The organism is Planktothricoides raciborskii GIHE-MW2 (genome assembly GCF_040564635.1).
GTDB classification, from domain to species: domain Bacteria; phylum Cyanobacteriota; class Cyanobacteriia; order Cyanobacteriales; family Laspinemataceae; genus Planktothricoides; species Planktothricoides raciborskii.
This window is the reverse complement of the sequence record NZ_CP159837.1, coordinates 5,448,005-5,463,807: the sequence shown is the minus strand read 5'-3', so window position 1 is coordinate 5,463,807 and position 15,803 is coordinate 5,448,005. Positions and strand designations below refer to the sequence as shown.

Here is a 15,803-nt window from a genome sequence, read left to right as displayed (position 1 = left end):
TTGACCAAAAATCCGGTTTTTCCTCGAAACCGGATTTTTTTCGCTTTTGTGGAAATCTTCCAGAATCAAGTTTGAGGATATCTGTTGCATGAATATTTTTTTATTGAATAATTCATTAAATTTTATTGATTAAGTTTTATGAACTTGAATCAGTGATTAACTTGAATGCAGTTAGATTAAATTGTTTAATAGAGTCAGGGATCAAGAATATTCCAAGGATTTAAGCCCAAAATGATATAATTCAAGTAATTTATTCAGTCAAACAGAGTAAATATCCAGGAGTCGATCGCGAGTATGATCGGAGATAAAGACCCAAGCCGGCGATCGCACGCAAGCACAAAAGTTGGTAATCTGAGGGGGTGGAAAAATTTGTTAGCTCAATTTACGCCAATTCAAAGAGAAATCCAAGCATTTTTTCCCATTAACCCAACCTACTTCTGTGTCTTCGCCGATCTAGACAGTTGTGCAAAAGTCAGTGATAACTGGGAAACTTTACTGGGTTGGAAACGAGAAGTTTTAGAAGCCCAACCTTGGATCCAGTGGATGGATGCCCCTGGGGTTGGGGAATGGCGCGATCAGCTACAATCTCTCCGTCGCCAAGGGAAAACCGGAGACATCTGTAGGTTGCAAAATCGCTGGCGACATATAGACGGAAGCTGGCTGATGTTATCGTGGCGGATCAGTTTCGGAGCGGATCGACAGTTTTATGGGGTGGCTCAATTAAGCAGTGATTTACCACCGCCTATCGATTCGCTCCCAGAAAAATCGCCCCCCGCTCCTCCAGGGGATTTAAGACCAACAGACCAGAGGAACGATCAAAATCAATGGCGATCGCTCATTCAAAACAGCGGGGTTCTAATTTCCATCCAAAATCCTGATGGGACAATTGTCTATGTCACCCCTTCCGTTCAGGATATCTTGGGATATCAACCTCAAGACTTGATCGGCAAAACCCTCTGGGATTTAATCGACGAGCGGGATATAGCACGAGTCCAAAACAGCTTGAACGAACTCTTAAAAACCGAGAATCAAAGTATTGTTATAGAATACCGCTGTCGTCACCAAAATGGTTGTTGGCGATTTTTGCAATCCACCATGAAAAATCTGCTCAACGAACCATCGATTCAAGGCATTTTGCTCAACAGCCATGACATCACTTTGGCGAAACAATCGGAAATCAGTTGTTGCCAACTGAATGAGGAATTAGAAATCCGAGTCGCGCTGCGGACTGCGGAATTAAAAAAACTTAATCAGCAATTAAAAGCAGAAATTAGCGATCGCAAACAAGCCCAAGCGGAACTCCAAGCCGCCGAATACCAGTGGCGTCAGATGATTAATAAAATTGCCGATGGCGTATTAATTCTGAATCGAGATGGCATTGTGTTATTTGCCAATTCTGCGGCAGAAAATTTGTTTAATCTTCCCCATGAAGAACTGCTGGATCTACACTTTGGGATTCCCAACTCTGCCAAAGAAATCTGTGAAATATATCTGCCCCAAAAAGATGGCAGTTATATCACCGTAGAAATGCGAACGGAACAAATTGAATGGCAGGATCAATCTGTGTACTTAGCCTCACTCAGGAATATCAGCGATCGCCAAGAGGCTGAGTTGCGCTTGCGGGAAAGTGAAGAAAGATATCGCACCTTAGCGGAATCTTCCCAAGATTTAATCTTTATTTTAAATAGCGATCGCACTTTGGCTTATATCAACTCTTTTGGCGCCGAACTCTTAGGCATTGAACAACCGAGTACGAGCGACCTAGAAATCGAAGAAATTTCTATTATTTATCAATTTAAGCATTTAGAATCCAGCATTAAACAAGTATTTAGCTTAAATGCTTCAGTTCGCGTAGAAGATGAACTGGTTTATCAGGGGGGAAAATTATGGCTCGACACCTTATTAGTCCCCCTGCGAGACAACTTAGGCAAAATTTCTCAAATTTTGGGAGTAGCGCGTGATATTACCCAACTCAAATCCATTGAGCAAAGCTTAAGAAAAACTCAAGGACAACTGCGACAACGAGAAAAACTCTTAAGACTCACCTTAGAACAAGCCCCAATTGGCATTGTCACCTGCGACTTAGAGGGAAATTTTCTCCATTTCAACCCGGCATTTAGCCAAATATTAGGATATTCTGCTCAAAAATTAAGGCAAATGTCTTGGGAAAATATTACGGACAAAGATGATTTACAAATTCAAGAAAATCATTATCAAAAACTGTTGGCCGGAGAGGTGAGGAATTTTCAGTTAGAAAACTGTTATCTGCGGCAAGATGGTAATAAAATCCAGGGAATCATTCGCGTGGCTTTAATCCGAGATGCCAAGGGTTCTCCCATGCATTATGTGGCTCAATTAGAAGATGTAACGGAACGTAAACAAGCGGAAGCCAAAATCCAAGCTTCCTTAAAGGAAAAAGAAGTGCTGCTGAAAGAAATTCATCATCGGGTGAAAAATAATTTACAAATCGTTTCTTCTCTGCTAGATTTACAAGCTGAATATATCCAAGAACCGGAAATTCTGGAGAAGTTAGAGGATAGTAAACATCGCCTATTAGCGATGTCATTAATCCACGAAACGCTTTACCAATCAGAAACCTTAGCCCAGGTTGATTTTAGTGACTATGTGGAACGATTAGCGACGAATATATTATTTGCCCAAAGCACCGATTATGAGCGGATTACTCTAGATTTTAATCTCGAACCTGTTTTTCTGAACTTAGAAACGGCGATTCCTTGCGGACTCCTGCTTAATGAATTAATTACCAATTCAATTAAACACGCTTTTCCCGAACCCAGGCACGGAAAAATCTACATCGAACTGCATTATCAGTCAAATAAAACAGCATCGAACGAGAATCAAACCAGTTGCCAGGGAGATAAAATTGGAGATAAAATTGAAGATCAAATTATGTTAAAAGTTTCTGACGATGGCGTGGGAATGCCGCCAAATATCAATTTGAAAGAAACAAAATCTTTAGGATTGACTTTGATTCACGACTTGACTCAGCAACTCAGAGGTAATTTAGCAATCGATTTAAGCAATGGCACCGAATTTATTCTCATATTTTCTGAATTGAAATATCCTCAAAGGATTTAGTCCAAAAATCAGCCAAATAATCAGTCAAACAAATAATTAGTCAAATAATTAGTCAAATAATTTAAATTAGTTTATCGGTGATATGAACAACAAAGAATCAAAACCAAAAAAAATTAGCAAAAATCCCATACAGCCAGGTCAATTATCGCCAATTGATCAGCCGCAGTGGTCGGAAAACAAAGAAGCTACCAAAGAAGCCACCCAAGAAGCCATCAAAGTGCTAATCGTCGAAGATGAAATCATTGTGGCGCGACAACTTTCTAATAGTTTAAAAAAATTGAACTATGAGGTGGTGGCGATCGCGACATCCGGCGAAGAAGGCATTGAAAAAACTGCCCTGACTCAACCAGATTTGGTCTTAATGGATATTGTCATGCCCGGAGAAATCGATGGCATCGATGCTGCGGAAGAAATTCGCCGTCGGTTCTCGATTCCGGTCGTATTTCTCACCGCTTATGCGGATCAAGAAACCGTGAGTCGGGCTGCCATGACTGACCCCTTTGGTTATATTCTCAAGCCGTTTCAACCCAAAGACCTCTATGCCACCATTCAGGTCGCCCTACGCAAACATCAGGTAGAAAAAGAACTAGAAGCCGCCACGCAAAAAGCCGAAGCGGAAAAAAGACAAAAGTCTGAGTTGGTTTCTCTGGCGGCTCACGAATTTCGCACCCCCTTGACGGCGATTAAAAATTTAGCTCAATTATTAGAATTTTATTCAGAAAAATTAACCGAAGCGAAAAAACAACGCCATGCTCAACAAATTCAACATTCTGTGGACGAAATGCTCAAGCTTTTGGATGATATTCTCACCTTGAGTAAAGTGGAAAAAGGCAGTCTGGCTTTTGAACCGTCGCCGATTTATTTGGAAGGATTTTGTATCAATCTGATTGATAATCTTCAATTTATCGCTGGCGATCGCTACCACCTAGTTTTAAATTATTCCGGAGATGCTCGTCAACCCGTTTGTGTAGATAGCTATCTCCTGCGCCACATTCTCTCCAATTTACTCACAAATGCCATTAAATATTCTCCCACGGGAGGGAAAATTTCTGTGCAGGTGAATTGTCAACCAGAACAATTAGTCTTTAAAATCAGTGACCCAGGAATTGGCATTCCCAGTGCTGACTTAGACCATTTGTTTGAATCATTCCATCGGTCTAGTAATGTGGGTGATATTCCCGGCACAGGTTTAGGTTTATCAATTGTCAAGCAATGTGTAGAACTGCATCAGGGGGCGATCGCTGTGGAAACCCACCTCAACCAAGGTTCCACATTTATTGTCACCTTACCCCGGCAACCATTGGATCAATGTACCATCAGTCCCTCGTAATTAACAATTCTTGGTTATTCGTTATTTGTTATTTTTTGTTTTTTGTTTGATGGTATTTCCGAATAACCAATAACCAATAACTAACAACCAACAACCAATAACCAATAACATTTTTAATCAAACCAGCCAATATCTTCATTAGATAATGGATTATACAAAAACTTATCTTTAGCCAGCATCGAATTATTTGGTTGATAGACTAATCGACCACCTTGATTTTTCAGAGCTTGATTTTCTTGCTCTAATGCGGTGATCTGTCTTTTTAAGCTTTGATTTTCTTCTGAAAACAAGCGAGGGGTCTGACTCACTGTTTCTAGTTCACTTTTAAGCTGAAGTTGAATTTTTTCACTGGATTTTAACTCCGTTTGCAGTTGTTTGACCTGGGTTTTCTGGGCGGCCAACTCATTTTTTAAATCCGCATGAGTAGTTTCTAGTTTCTCATAGCGCTGATTGGCTTTTTTTAGCTCTGCCTCAACTTGCTTAATCCGGCTTTGGGCTGCTTGCAAATCCTCCTGCAAATTTTGCTGGGCTTTTTCTAAATCCTCTTTCCGGGCTTGGGCTTGTTTTAGCTCAGTTTCTAACTTTTCCACCTTAATTCTTTCCAATTCCCAAGCGGCTTGCAGTTCCGTCAAGGAGACGGAAGGCACTGCGGGGCGATTCCGCTTCATCGGATCGCTACGCGAATCGGATTCTTTGCCCTCAGAAACTTGGGCAATATTTTCTGCCGATTGATCCGGGGATAAATCCGTCAAGTCATCCGGTGATTCCATAGGATTTACCGGATGATTTCTGGCTGCCTCAGAGCTTTTTTCGGCTTCTTCTCGGAGTAAATCGGTGAGACGTTTCTTAGGCATTAATTCCTCCAATCCCGCAGGATTTCATTAGAGACACGACGGTAATCAGCGGTTGCTTCATAAGCATTTTTACCGCGCCATTGATTAATCGGTACGCCTTCCAGGGCTGCCCGTTCATGGGCTTTGTAACTCCTGACGAAAGCATGACAAACGGGAATGCCCAATTCCATCAGCGTGTTTTGGGCTTCGATCGCTTCTTTTAAACTGCGAGAATCTACACGAGTGAGTAAAACCCGATAGGGAACGCCCACGGGCATGACCGCTTCCCGCACGGTTTCCACTAACACCGCCAAGTCCATTGGCGCCGGGGGGGTCGGTAAAATTAGATAATCTGCTGAACTGACAACAGCGGCCAAAGCTTCGGAACGCAAGGCTGGGGGAGTATCCACGATCGTCAGATCGTAACCCTCGATGTTGCGTAACCGTCCCAACAGGGTGGGATTGTTCTCTTCACAGAGATCGAAGCCTAAGTTGTTGTCACTGCGTTGGTGCCACCAAGAGGCGGAACCCTGGGGATCCGCATCCACTAAAAGGATGCGTCGTTTTTCAGAAAAAGTCGCGGCGAGGTTGACGGCGGTTGTTGTTTTGCCCACGCCACCTTTGCCGTTGACAACTGCAAGAATTTTCGTAGGGGGGGATGATGATTTCACCAATGATTTTTCCGGCAATGCGACGATTCATTCCTCTATGGCTTGAGAGGCGATTCCGCGAAGCGGATCGCTCCGCGAATCGCCCTTAATATATCCTTTTCTGGTTCACTCGCTGATAAAAATTTGTAACAAATTTGTCACAAAGCCGCTCCCTTGGGTTGGCAGTCCGACAACCATCCCCGACTTCACCCCCAAAATCGGGCATCATAAACATAATCAGCAAATAATCTGCAAAACATTGACAAACAACCACTGAAGTTATGACACCTACCCCAGACTTAGAAACAATCACCCAGACCGAGCGACCGGCACTCTACAACCCTGCCGCACAAAATCCCGATCAGCCCGGTCGATTAGAAGATCAATTAGAAGACGATTATCTCGATCAACTCCCAGATGATGTGGAAATGTCACTTTTCGATCATCTTGAAGAACTGCGGATGCGGATATTTTATTCCCTGATCGCGGTTTTCCTGGGGATTGTTGGTTGCTTTCTTTTTGTCAAACCCATTGTCCAACTTTTGGAAGTACCTGCCCAAGGTGCCAAGTTTCTCCAATTAGCACCAGGAGAATATTTCTTTGTCACCATTCAAGTTGCTGGTTATAGTGGTTTATTAGTTGCCAGTCCGGTAATTTTGTACCAAATTATACAATTTGTTCTCCCCGGCTTAACTCGCCGAGAACGGAGTTTTCTTGGGCCTATTGTATTTGGTTCCAGCATTCTTTTTGTCGGCGGTTTAGTTTTTGCCTATATTGCCTTGATCCCAGCGGCGCTCAACTTTTTTATTAGCTATGGTTCTGGAGTTGTAGACCAAATGTGGTCGATTGACAAATACTTTAAATTTGTGTTATTATTACTATTCTCTACTGGATTAGCTTTTCAGATTCCAGTCATTCAAGCTTTACTTGGTTTGTTAGGGATTGTCTCTTCTCAACAAATGTATTCCGGCTGGCGATATGTGGTCTTGGGGGCGGCAATCTTAGGGGGTATTTTAACTCCATCCACCGATCCACTAACTCAAAGTTTATTAGCTGGGGCGGTGTTAGGTCTTTATTTTAGTGGCATTGGTTTGGTAAAATTGATGGGTCGGTGATCTAAAAATATCATCAGTGTGGTACGCTCGAAAGGAGCGCGATCGCTTGAGCCAAGTCAGGCATTTTGTAGACAAGCGATCGCATTTCCTCGGCTGATTTTTTATGGACAAAGTATAAATTTTAAAATAATTTCGTTAAATTTTGGTGAAGAGACCTACCATTTTGTAGTTGGGGATACTCTTTAATCTAACCCATTCCTAATATATTAAAACAATCGGCTGTATTAATGGCTGTATTAATGGCTGTATTAATGGCTGTATTAATATAGAAACCTAGGTGGTAAACAGCCACGCAAGAGAATGGCTGGCGTAGGTTTTCCCAGAAGTCTTTTTAAACCTAAAAAAAACCTCGGAAATCGACTATTAATTTATCATTATTCTCTCAAACCGGACAAAGACTTATGGCAACTATTCCCAACTCTCTATCCTTAAGTAGCCGGGAATCAGAGCGGCAAACCCTTGTTTGTCCCGAAGATCGATTCCTAGAAAATGCCAGCCTCGGTGTATTTTATGCCACTCCTGATGGGCGTTATCTTAAGGCAAATCAAACCTTGGCGAAAATATATCGATACCGTTCACCCCAAGAGTTAATCTCAACGGTTAGACATCTGGGAAATCAACTATACGTCAATCCCGATCGCTATCTTGAAATGATGCAACTGTTAGAGGAAAAACAGGTGGTGAATAACTTTGTCTCGGAGATTAACTGCTTTGATGGTACAACGGTTTGGGTTTCGGAAAATGCTCAAGCTTTCTGCGACCAAACCACCGGGAAGTTATTAAGTTATCAGGGAACAGTAACGGAAATTGAACCTCCCCAAAAGAGTGAAAAAAGCCTCTTCCCAACCTGTGAGTTAGAACCGATCACCACGGAAATGCTTTCGATGGCTTGTCACGAGTTCCGCTCCTCCCTAACAGTGATTGCCGCTACCAATGACCTGCTCAAACTGCATGGTCAAAAAATGACCAAAGATCAAAGACATAAATATTTTCAAAAAATTACTGATACCGTCAAAAATACCGCTGCCTTAATTGAAGGATTTCTGGCCATAAGTAAAGCCGATTTTAGTCATCAATTAAATCCAGTTTGGGTGAATTTCCCCAACATTTGTCAAGAAGTTTGGCAAGATGTGCAACAAATCACCGGATCTTCCCATCAATTTATTTTCACCAATCATTCGGGGATCAAGGCGATTGTGGCGGATCCCGTATTTTTAAGGCAAATTCTCGTCAATTTGCTATTAAATGCGGTGAAATATTCTCCAAATACTTCGACGATCTGTTGTGAATTTTCTGGAGACGATCGCCAAGTCATTTTTAGCATCACCGATCACGGCATTGGCATTCCCGCTGACGATATGGAAACCCTATTTCAACCCTTTCACCGGGCTAAAAATACCGGCAAAGCTGAGGGAACGGGCTTAGGTTTAGTGATTGTCAAGCGAGCCGTAGAATTGCACGGCGGTGAGATATTCTTAGAAAGTGAAGTGGGAGTAGGGACAACCTTTACGGTCAAACTCCCCAGAGAGATCCCCATGATTTCAGCCTAACATCACCAATCAGACGCTGCTTAAATCAGCCAGCTTGCCGCAAATTTGCCCCCGAATATTGGTCGGAACTTGAGCTAATTCAGCCACCTTAATTCAGTCAGCTATTGCAAATTTACTCTGACCAATCCAACGGGACAAGCGTTTTATGCTTGTCCTATATTTTTGGCTGCATCAGGGGGAATTTTTACCCTAACCAAATCGATCCATCCGCCAGAAATCTAATTTATTCGCTGCCTTATTTGTTAATCAATTCTTAAATTTAAGGGTAACCGCGCATAAGCCCCCATTGGATCGTTGAAATTCCGCAAAACGGCTAAATCCTCTTTGAGGTTTTGCAGTTGGACGGTTAAGGGATCGGGCGGTGTATTGGTTGCGGCATAACGAGTCCCGATGAGTTTTTCTAGGAAAATCTCTTCCCAACGGCGTTGTTTAGGATATTCTTTCAGTTGCCAATCATCCTCAAGTTTTGCCAGTTCGGCAGCGGCGGCGATCGCCTGATTCAGACCGCCAATTTCATCTACTAGGCCAATCTTTTTCGCTTCTTGCCCCGACCAGACTCTTCCTTGGGCGATCGCCTGAACTTGATCTTTGGGCATATTCCGGCTATCGGACACAATGGTGAGGAATTCTTCATAAATCAGATCGACTATGGACTGAATTCGCGCCAGTTCGGCGGGAGTTTTCGGGCGGGTAATTGTGTCTAAATCAGCCAAGGAATTAGTTTTTACCACATCCCAAGTAATGCCATTTCTATTCGCCAATTGTTGCACATTCAGCAGCACCCCAAACACCCCAATTGAACCTGTAATGGTATTTGCTTCCGCAAAAATTCGGCTGCCATAACTGGAAATCCAATAACCCCCGGAAGCCGCTACATTGCCCATAGAAATTACTACGGGTTTGACCTCACGGGTAAGCTCAACTTCTCGTCGGATCACATCAGAAGCCGTAGCACTGCCACCGGGACTATTCACCCGCATGACGATCGCTTTCACGTTGTCGTCTAAACGCAGATCCCGCAGTTCTTTGGCGAGGCGATCGCCCCCAATTTGAGTCGGACTACCATAACCACTAACAATTTCGCCTTCTGCATACAAAATCGCCACCTGGTTTTTGGACTGACGCACCGCAGGCAGTTGCTTATTCGTTTCGGCAACCTTGGCATAAGTCGGTAAACTAATCTGTTTAAAGGTGCGATTGTCTTCCTTGCTATTGCTTAACCCTTTGAGTTCCTCCACCACTTGATCAAAATGAGCTAATTTATCCACTAGGCCATTGTTCAGCGCTTCCGTTGCGGTGAAAATGCCTTGAGTATTCACCCATTGTTGCAACTGTGTTTGGTTAAAATCACGAGACTCAACCACCGCATCCACAAAATTGCCCCATAGATCATTCAGCAGTTGCTGGGTTTGTTGTTGACTTTCCGGCGATCGCTGATTTAACAAAAACGGTTCCACCGCCGATTTATACTTGCCCACGCGGGTCACTTGCACCCCAACCCCCAACCTTTGCAAAGCCCCGGCAAAAAATGTCCCCTCGGAGGCCAAGCCATTAATTTCGATCACCCCCAAAGGATTGATCAAAATCTGATTCGCCAGGGAACCGAGGTAATATTCCCGTTCCGTCCAGTCAAGATCGTAAGCCACAATCTTTTTCCCGGCAGCTTTAAATTCTTGGAGTGCCTTGCGAACTTCTTTCAGGGTGGCATAATCGTTGGGTGTTTCGCCGGTACTGCCGTGCAAGTACAAGGCCACAATCCGATCGTCGGTGCGGGCGGTTTCGATCGCATCTAACACCGTGCGGAGGGTCATCGTATCGGGACTCTCGTCATCAGACAGGGCTTGAGATAACGCTTCCGCTGTGCTCGACGCAGGCTTGGTATCTGCGATCGCCACCGACAGGTCAAAGACCAGCACTGACTGGTTTTCTACTTTTGGGCCTGTGCTATCTTTGGAGGAAACCGCACTGACCAGCAAAAAAATTAAGCTGCCAATTCCCACCGTCCCCAAGATGCCCACAGTAATTAGAGTACCGAGGATGCTGGCAAAAGTATATTGAAAAAAATTACGCATAATTTGTTATTTGTTATTTGTTATTTTTTGTTGGTGATTTGTTGTTGGTTGTTGGTTGTTGGTTATTTGTTAACGGGGGCTGTTGCCCGTCAACGAACAACGAACAACAATCACTATTTTAATTTCCCTAAGCGGTATCGTGAATGGCGATTAAAAGCCCAAGGTGAAATTTTAATGCAAATTCACCGCATGAGTCCACCACCCCAATTGCCCTTACGGATGGCAGCTTTGCGGATTTTTTTATCTGGAAATCATCGCGGGGATGGAGATAATGCGATCGACAGTGTGTGTGATGCACTGGTTTCGGCGGGAGTTTTACCCTCGGATAGCCTGAAATATTTGCCTTATGGCAGTTGGCGACATATTAATAGCGAAGAAACAGGGGTTTGAAACTGTAACGTAATTGTTGGACAGAGTTACCCATTGCTACTCAAAAATGGGTAGCTTTTGTCTTGCCGTCAGATTTGGAGACATCACTTAAGTAGTCGGACATTTTGGCCGGAAGACTAATTTTCGTAAACATACTAGAAACCCTTGTGGCACAATAATTACTGGATAGCTGTTCGGGGCGCTCGCCCTCGCCCTTATCTACGTTTTGGCTGATTAGAGATTTTTGGCCAGCCGGATTGACAAGTTTAATTATATTCATATATCATTGTCAAAGTGAAACATTTACTCTTGTCGAGTCAAATGCAGTTAGTTGAGAAGCATATAATTAACCGACAGCATAAATTTTGGCAGGAATGCGACTATTTAGCATGGCAATCCAAAAATCTTTATAACTCGGCTAATTATGTCCAGCGTCAATACTTCTTTGAAACTAGAAAGTATTACAACTCGATTGATATTTACCACCAGACGAAGAACAAAGATAGCTTATCGATACCTACCAACGAAGGTTAGTAAACAGATTGTCCGTCGAGTTGCTGAAACTTGGAAAGCTTGGTGCAGAGCGTTAAAAGATTGGTCTGGGCATCCTGAAAAATATTTAGGTAAGGCGAAAATCCCAGGATACAAGCATAAAGAACGCGGTAGAAATGTGGTGATTTATCCCAAGGATGCGATCTCCTCTCCACTGCTATCTCGAGGCATTGTCAAGCTATCTCAGACTAATATTGAGTTGACCACTGAGGCTAATAATATAAACCAAGTACGAATTGTTCCTAAACTTGACCACTATGTAATTGAGATTGTTTAAACGGTTAGCGAGCCAGATAAATTTGATGGTAAATATCTAGCTGGTGTAGACCTGGGTTTAAACAATTTGGTGGCTATAACATCCAATCATCCCGGTATTAGACCGCTGTTGATTAATGGTAGACCATTGAAAAGTATTAACCAATTCTTCAATAAAAGAGTAGCAAAAGCACAATCAATCAAGGCTTGTCGGCTGGTAAAACAGCTAAACAGCAAGCGAGATAGAAGGATTGACAACTACCTTCATACTGTGAGTCGGCGTGTTATTGATTGGTGTCAGTTAAATGAGATTGGTCAATTAATCATCGGGAAAAATCAACGATGGAAACAAGCTCTCAATATTGGGAAAAAGAATAATCAAGAATTTACCAATATTCCTCATGCCAAACTGATTAAATTATTCACCTCACAATTAGCAGGGATTTCTGTAGTTTTAACTGAAGAAAGCTACACTTCTAAAGCCAGCGCTTTAGATGGCGATTATTTGCCGAATATCCGGGCTAAAACAGAAGCAAAAGTTGTGTTTAATGGTAAGCGTGTTAAACGTGGTTTATACTTGACTTCCACTGGTAGAATCATCAACGCTGATATCAATGGAAGCATGAATATAGCTAGAAAAGTAATTCCCGATGCTTTTGAGGGAATAGAGGGATTGCCGTTTATTCCTGTAGTTTTAGACCTTTGGACTAAAATTACCAACGTAGCTGTCTAACATTGTCTACCTTTGGGTAACTTTGTCCAGATTTTTACGAGCGGTGAAAATAGAACTGAAATTCATTCAGCCAAATCATCTCCAATAAACTCCGTGTAAGGGCGAAGCATGACCGCAGATAATTGATTGCTTTATTGTAAGGACGATTCGCTTTCTCGCCCCTACTGCCGTCAGGCTTCGCCCCTACTCCAATTGCCAAGGTTAATTGTAATTAGTTTATCTGTCGCTATTTTTGATGCGGAAAATTGCGGAATTTTTCCATAAATTCGCGATCGATCCTATCTTTCCAACGCCATAAGAGCGGAGAAGGCCCAAGACCAAAAGCCCCACGAGAAGCGATCGCGCTTCCTTCTCCTGTACCAATTAAAGTGAGAAAATTTTTCTGAGGTTTAAATGGTTTGAGGGGTTGACCTTGTAGAATGCGCCGCAAATTTTCAGCTAAAGGTTTACCCTGACGGACCGCAAAGACTCCCGCTTTGGGACGGGGATGATTAATCATGGTGGCAATGTCCCCAGTGGCAAATATGTGAGAGTGAGAAATTGATTGTAAGGTATCACTCACTTTAATGAAGCCAGCAGCATCGGTACTTAAACCAGATTCTTTTAACCAATCCGGGGCCGAGGCTTGTGTGACCCAAAAGAGGCGATCGCACTCTATGGTTAACCCAGATTCACAATAGACGGTGACGGGTTCTTTTGCGTGGGCTGCCATCGGGGGCAGGGGAGCAGAGGAGCAGAGGAGCGGAGGGGCGGGGGTGCGAGATTCTATTCGGATGGCTGACTCACTTAAATGTAAGTTAATCCCGCGCTGAGTGAGAATTTTTTGCAAATTATTTCGCACATAAGTGCTATAAGTGGGGAGGATTTCGGGGCTACGTTGGAAGAGATGAATCTGAAGATTTGAACAATTTGGGCGATTTGGGCAATTTGGGGAATTTGGGCGATTTTGGGAACCGAGAATTTGATTTAAACGAGCAGACATGGATAAGGCTAATTCCACACCTCCGGCGCCCCCGCCAACAATGCCTATCTGTAGGGGCTTTTCTGTAGCTGTGGTTGACCCTCCTTGCAATTCTTCAATTAGTTGATGCCAATGGTGCAATAAGTTTGGGACGGGTTTGGCAGGAATGGCATAGTCTGCGGCGCCAGGTACGGAGAGGGTTGCCGGGGTGCTGCCAATGTCAATGGATAAAATATCGAAGGCAACTGGGGGACGGTGGGCACAAATTACGCGGTTGTTGGCTAAGTCTAAACCCACGGCGCGTTCGCGGTAAAATTGGGATCCGGCAAAGTGGGCTAAAGGTCTTAAATCAATATGGCTTTGGTCATAATCGTAGAAACCAGCAATATAACCCGGAAGCATTCCCGAATATGGGGTATGGGTGACATCGCTGATTAAGGTGATGCGGACTCCGGGTAATGGGTTCATGCCCCACATTCTCAGGGCGATCGCATGGCTATGACCTCCACCGATAAAAACCAGGTCTTGAGTAATTGGCTGTTTTGTTGATTGCATATTGGGGACAGTGGGCACAAATTACGCGGTTGTTCGCTAAGTCTAAACCCACGGCGCGATCGCGCCTCAGCAAGCCACCCAAGAAACAAGCCAAGAAACCGGGTTTCTATCAGCATGAAGCTTGGGTGACAAAGATAGTATTAAGAAACCCGGTTTCTGAAGGTAACGCAGCCTACGAGAGCGGGCGATCGCACTTGACTCAACTTCCCATTACTCGGATAAGTTCTTGCCAAACAGATCCTCGGCAGGTGTCAATTTCTCGGATACTTCACCGATCACTGTTTCATGCTTGGTCAGATCGAAGACACGGACCTCACTGCCTTCTTTGAAGTCTAACTTGTTAGCATCAAGCCAGATCAGAGTTGGATTAACGGATGATTCGTACATATACAGTTTTTCTGTGCAAGCTGCCACTGTACGCCACCGGGTTGATGAGGCATAAAGGGCATTAGAGTCTGGTTTTGGTTTTCGGAACGGTTGTGCGGTAGAACGCATAACACTTAAAACCTGAGCGATCGCTTCCCGTTGGTTTGTTGGCTCAGGGAGATTTATTAAATAATAGGCACCACGAACAAAACGGGAAGATGCATCAGTATCACCAGGCAAGTTTAGATGATCATCAGAAATAAAATATTTATAATTTTTGAGATTTTCAAGCTGTTTTTTGAAGGTAGGATTATTAGTCAGGACGTTGTACGCCTTCAAATAATTTGCTTTATACTCCTCTTTTTTTTCAGAAGGAATGTCAAGGTTATTGCAGTATTTAAGGTATAATTCAGGAAGATCGCCACTGTAGTAGATTTTTACTTCCAGAACACGAGGTTTAGTATCATCGTCGTCGTTTTTATTAAGATACTCGACAATGAGCGACTCACCCTGAGCATCTTCGATCGCTAAATGGCATTCGATTGGAACTTCAAACTTCCCTTTTGTGATCTTGGTTTCAACCAACTGCATATCTTGATTATTCTTGAAGTATTCAACAACTTCCTTAACGGTGGCAAAGTTATCGAGGAAATATTGCAGGGCGCGATTACAATCAAGCCCTGGTTTGCTTTCATCCCGCTCCCCATAAAAACTTTTAGCAAGCCAATTAGCATGAACTCCTAGTCCCTTTTCATTCATTCCGTCACTGGTGGCCTGATCGTAAACAATAGTAGCAATGCTGCCATATTTTGACACCCACTCTACAGGTTTGCCCTTGACATCACTTTTTCGCTTTAGTCCAGCCGGAAAGACCCATAGCTTTTCTCCCATATCAATACCCCAGTCCATATTACGACCGCAGATTGAGTGAAATTTGCCACTCTTATCCTTTCCTGTCCATAGTATTCGCGTACACATATTTTCATCTCCTTTTGGTTTTACAGAAGTTTCATCAGTTGAATTTAATAAACATCTCGATAATACTATCAAATTCCCAAAATAGAGTATCATCATAAAAAAACGAAACGATCGCGATTAATCTCTACCACCAAAGCCCGCCGAGGGGTGCATCTCAATTGGTAAGTGAGTAATTATACTTAGTGGAAATCTCCACCAAAACGGTAGATAATTTAGCCAGTCATCCTGTATCTGTTGTATTGGTTGCATATTGGCAAAAACGGGCGATCGGCTGGGTGCTCAGAAACCGGGTTTCTTTCAGGAAAAAAAGTCCCTCGCAGAAAATCAAGGTGAGAAACTCGGTTTCTAGGGTCGTGTGGATCAGTCCTGTTTATCTGATTTGCCT

12 protein-coding genes are annotated in these 15,803 nt (G+C 43.2%); 7 read left to right on the top strand and 5 right to left on the bottom strand.

What is annotated here, in order from left to right:
- Positions 1-369 precede the first annotated feature (369 nt).
- Positions 370-3,099, top strand: a complete 2,730-nt coding sequence (locus ABWT76_RS23395; RefSeq protein WP_354635025.1) for a PAS domain S-box protein — start codon at positions 370-372, stop codon at positions 3,097-3,099.
- Positions 3,100-3,181: 82 nt separating this feature from the next.
- Entirely contained in the window at positions 3,182-4,429 is a 1,248-nt protein-coding gene (locus tag ABWT76_RS23390) for an ATP-binding protein (RefSeq protein WP_082349051.1), read from the top strand.
- Between the two features lie 113 nt (positions 4,430-4,542).
- Here the strand turns inward: ABWT76_RS23390 and ABWT76_RS23385 are convergent, their stop codons facing one another.
- Both ABWT76_RS23385 and ABWT76_RS23380 read right to left on the bottom strand, forming a co-directional pair.
- Entirely contained in the window at positions 4,543-5,283 is a 741-nt protein-coding gene (locus ABWT76_RS23385) for a hypothetical protein (protein WP_054469539.1), read from the bottom strand.
- Entirely contained in the window at positions 5,283-5,933 is a 651-nt protein-coding gene (locus tag ABWT76_RS23380) for a ParA family protein (RefSeq protein ID WP_197285401.1), read from the bottom strand. Before ABWT76_RS23380 ends, ABWT76_RS23385 begins: the two co-directional genes overlap by 1 nt.
- 260 nt (positions 5,934-6,193) lie before the next feature.
- On the opposite strand from ABWT76_RS23380, the gene tatC reads away from it, so the two are divergent.
- The gene (gene tatC / locus ABWT76_RS23375) at positions 6,194-7,027 is read left to right on the top strand and encodes a twin-arginine translocase subunit TatC (RefSeq protein ID WP_054469537.1); all 834 of its coding nucleotides are present in this window, start codon (positions 6,194-6,196) and stop codon (positions 7,025-7,027) included.
- A gap of 401 nt (positions 7,028-7,428) precedes the next feature.
- On the top strand, positions 7,429-8,577 hold the full coding sequence (locus ABWT76_RS23370) for a PAS domain-containing sensor histidine kinase (RefSeq protein WP_054469536.1): 1,149 nt from the start codon (positions 7,429-7,431) through the stop codon (positions 8,575-8,577).
- Positions 8,578-8,819: 242 nt separating this feature from the next.
- Here the strand turns inward: ABWT76_RS23370 and sppA are convergent, their stop codons facing one another.
- Positions 8,820-10,649 carry a signal peptide peptidase SppA gene (gene sppA, locus ABWT76_RS23365; RefSeq protein WP_054469535.1) on the bottom strand — a complete coding sequence of 610 codons (1,830 nt, stop codon included), beginning with the start codon at positions 10,647-10,649 and terminating at the stop codon, positions 8,820-8,822.
- On the opposite strand from sppA, the gene ABWT76_RS23360 reads away from it, so the two are divergent.
- The 3 genes from ABWT76_RS23360 to ABWT76_RS23350 all read left to right on the top strand — a co-directional run bounded on the left by ABWT76_RS23360 (position 10,632) and on the right by ABWT76_RS23350 (position 12,558).
- Positions 10,632-11,039 (top strand): RusA family crossover junction endodeoxyribonuclease, encoded by a 408-nt coding sequence (locus ABWT76_RS23360; protein WP_054469534.1) that lies wholly within the window; start codon positions 10,632-10,634, stop codon positions 11,037-11,039. The genes sppA and ABWT76_RS23360 overlap by 18 nt on opposite strands.
- 403 nt (positions 11,040-11,442) lie before the next feature.
- On the top strand, positions 11,443-11,847 hold the full coding sequence (locus tag ABWT76_RS23355) for a hypothetical protein (RefSeq protein ID WP_354635024.1): 405 nt from the start codon (positions 11,443-11,445) through the stop codon (positions 11,845-11,847).
- A gap of 69 nt (positions 11,848-11,916) precedes the next feature.
- Positions 11,917-12,558, top strand: coding sequence for a transposase (locus tag ABWT76_RS23350; protein WP_354635023.1), 642 nt, complete (start codon positions 11,917-11,919; stop codon positions 12,556-12,558).
- A 226-nt stretch (positions 12,559-12,784) separates the two neighbouring features.
- Here the strand turns inward: ABWT76_RS23350 and ABWT76_RS23345 are convergent, their stop codons facing one another.
- Together ABWT76_RS23345 and ABWT76_RS23340 are read right to left on the bottom strand one after the other, a co-directional pair.
- The gene (locus tag ABWT76_RS23345) at positions 12,785-14,074 is read right to left on the bottom strand and encodes an FAD-dependent oxidoreductase (RefSeq protein WP_354635022.1); all 1,290 of its coding nucleotides are present in this window, start codon (positions 14,072-14,074) and stop codon (positions 12,785-12,787) included.
- Between the two features lie 210 nt (positions 14,075-14,284).
- Positions 14,285-15,418 carry a linear amide C-N hydrolase gene (locus tag ABWT76_RS23340; protein WP_354636435.1) on the bottom strand — a complete coding sequence of 378 codons (1,134 nt, stop codon included), beginning with the start codon at positions 15,416-15,418 and terminating at the stop codon, positions 14,285-14,287.
- Between the last annotated feature and the right edge of the window lie 385 nt (positions 15,419-15,803).

What these genes read in the sequence shown, in the direction of transcription:
- ABWT76_RS23390 (WP_082349051.1), top strand. Translation starts at nt 3,182, where the DNA reads ATGAACAACAAAGAATCAAAACCAAAAAAAATTAGCAAAAATCCCATA.
- ABWT76_RS23385 (WP_054469539.1), bottom strand. Translation starts at nt 5,283, where the DNA reads ATGCCTAAGAAACGTCTCACCGATTTACTCCGAGAAGAAGCCGAAAAA.
- tatC (WP_054469537.1), top strand. Translation starts at nt 6,194, where the DNA reads ATGACACCTACCCCAGACTTAGAAACAATCACCCAGACCGAGCGACCG.
- ABWT76_RS23370 (WP_054469536.1), top strand. Translation starts at nt 7,429, where the DNA reads ATGGCAACTATTCCCAACTCTCTATCCTTAAGTAGCCGGGAATCAGAG.
- sppA (WP_054469535.1), bottom strand. Translation starts at nt 10,649, where the DNA reads ATGCGTAATTTTTTTCAATATACTTTTGCCAGCATCCTCGGTACTCTA.
- ABWT76_RS23355 (WP_354635024.1), top strand. Translation starts at nt 11,443, where the DNA reads ATGTCCAGCGTCAATACTTCTTTGAAACTAGAAAGTATTACAACTCGA.
- ABWT76_RS23345 (WP_354635022.1), bottom strand. Translation starts at nt 14,074, where the DNA reads ATGCAATCAACAAAACAGCCAATTACTCAAGACCTGGTTTTTATCGGT.
- ABWT76_RS23340 (WP_354636435.1), bottom strand. Translation starts at nt 15,418, where the DNA reads ATGTGTACGCGAATACTATGGACAGGAAAGGATAAGAGTGGCAAATTT.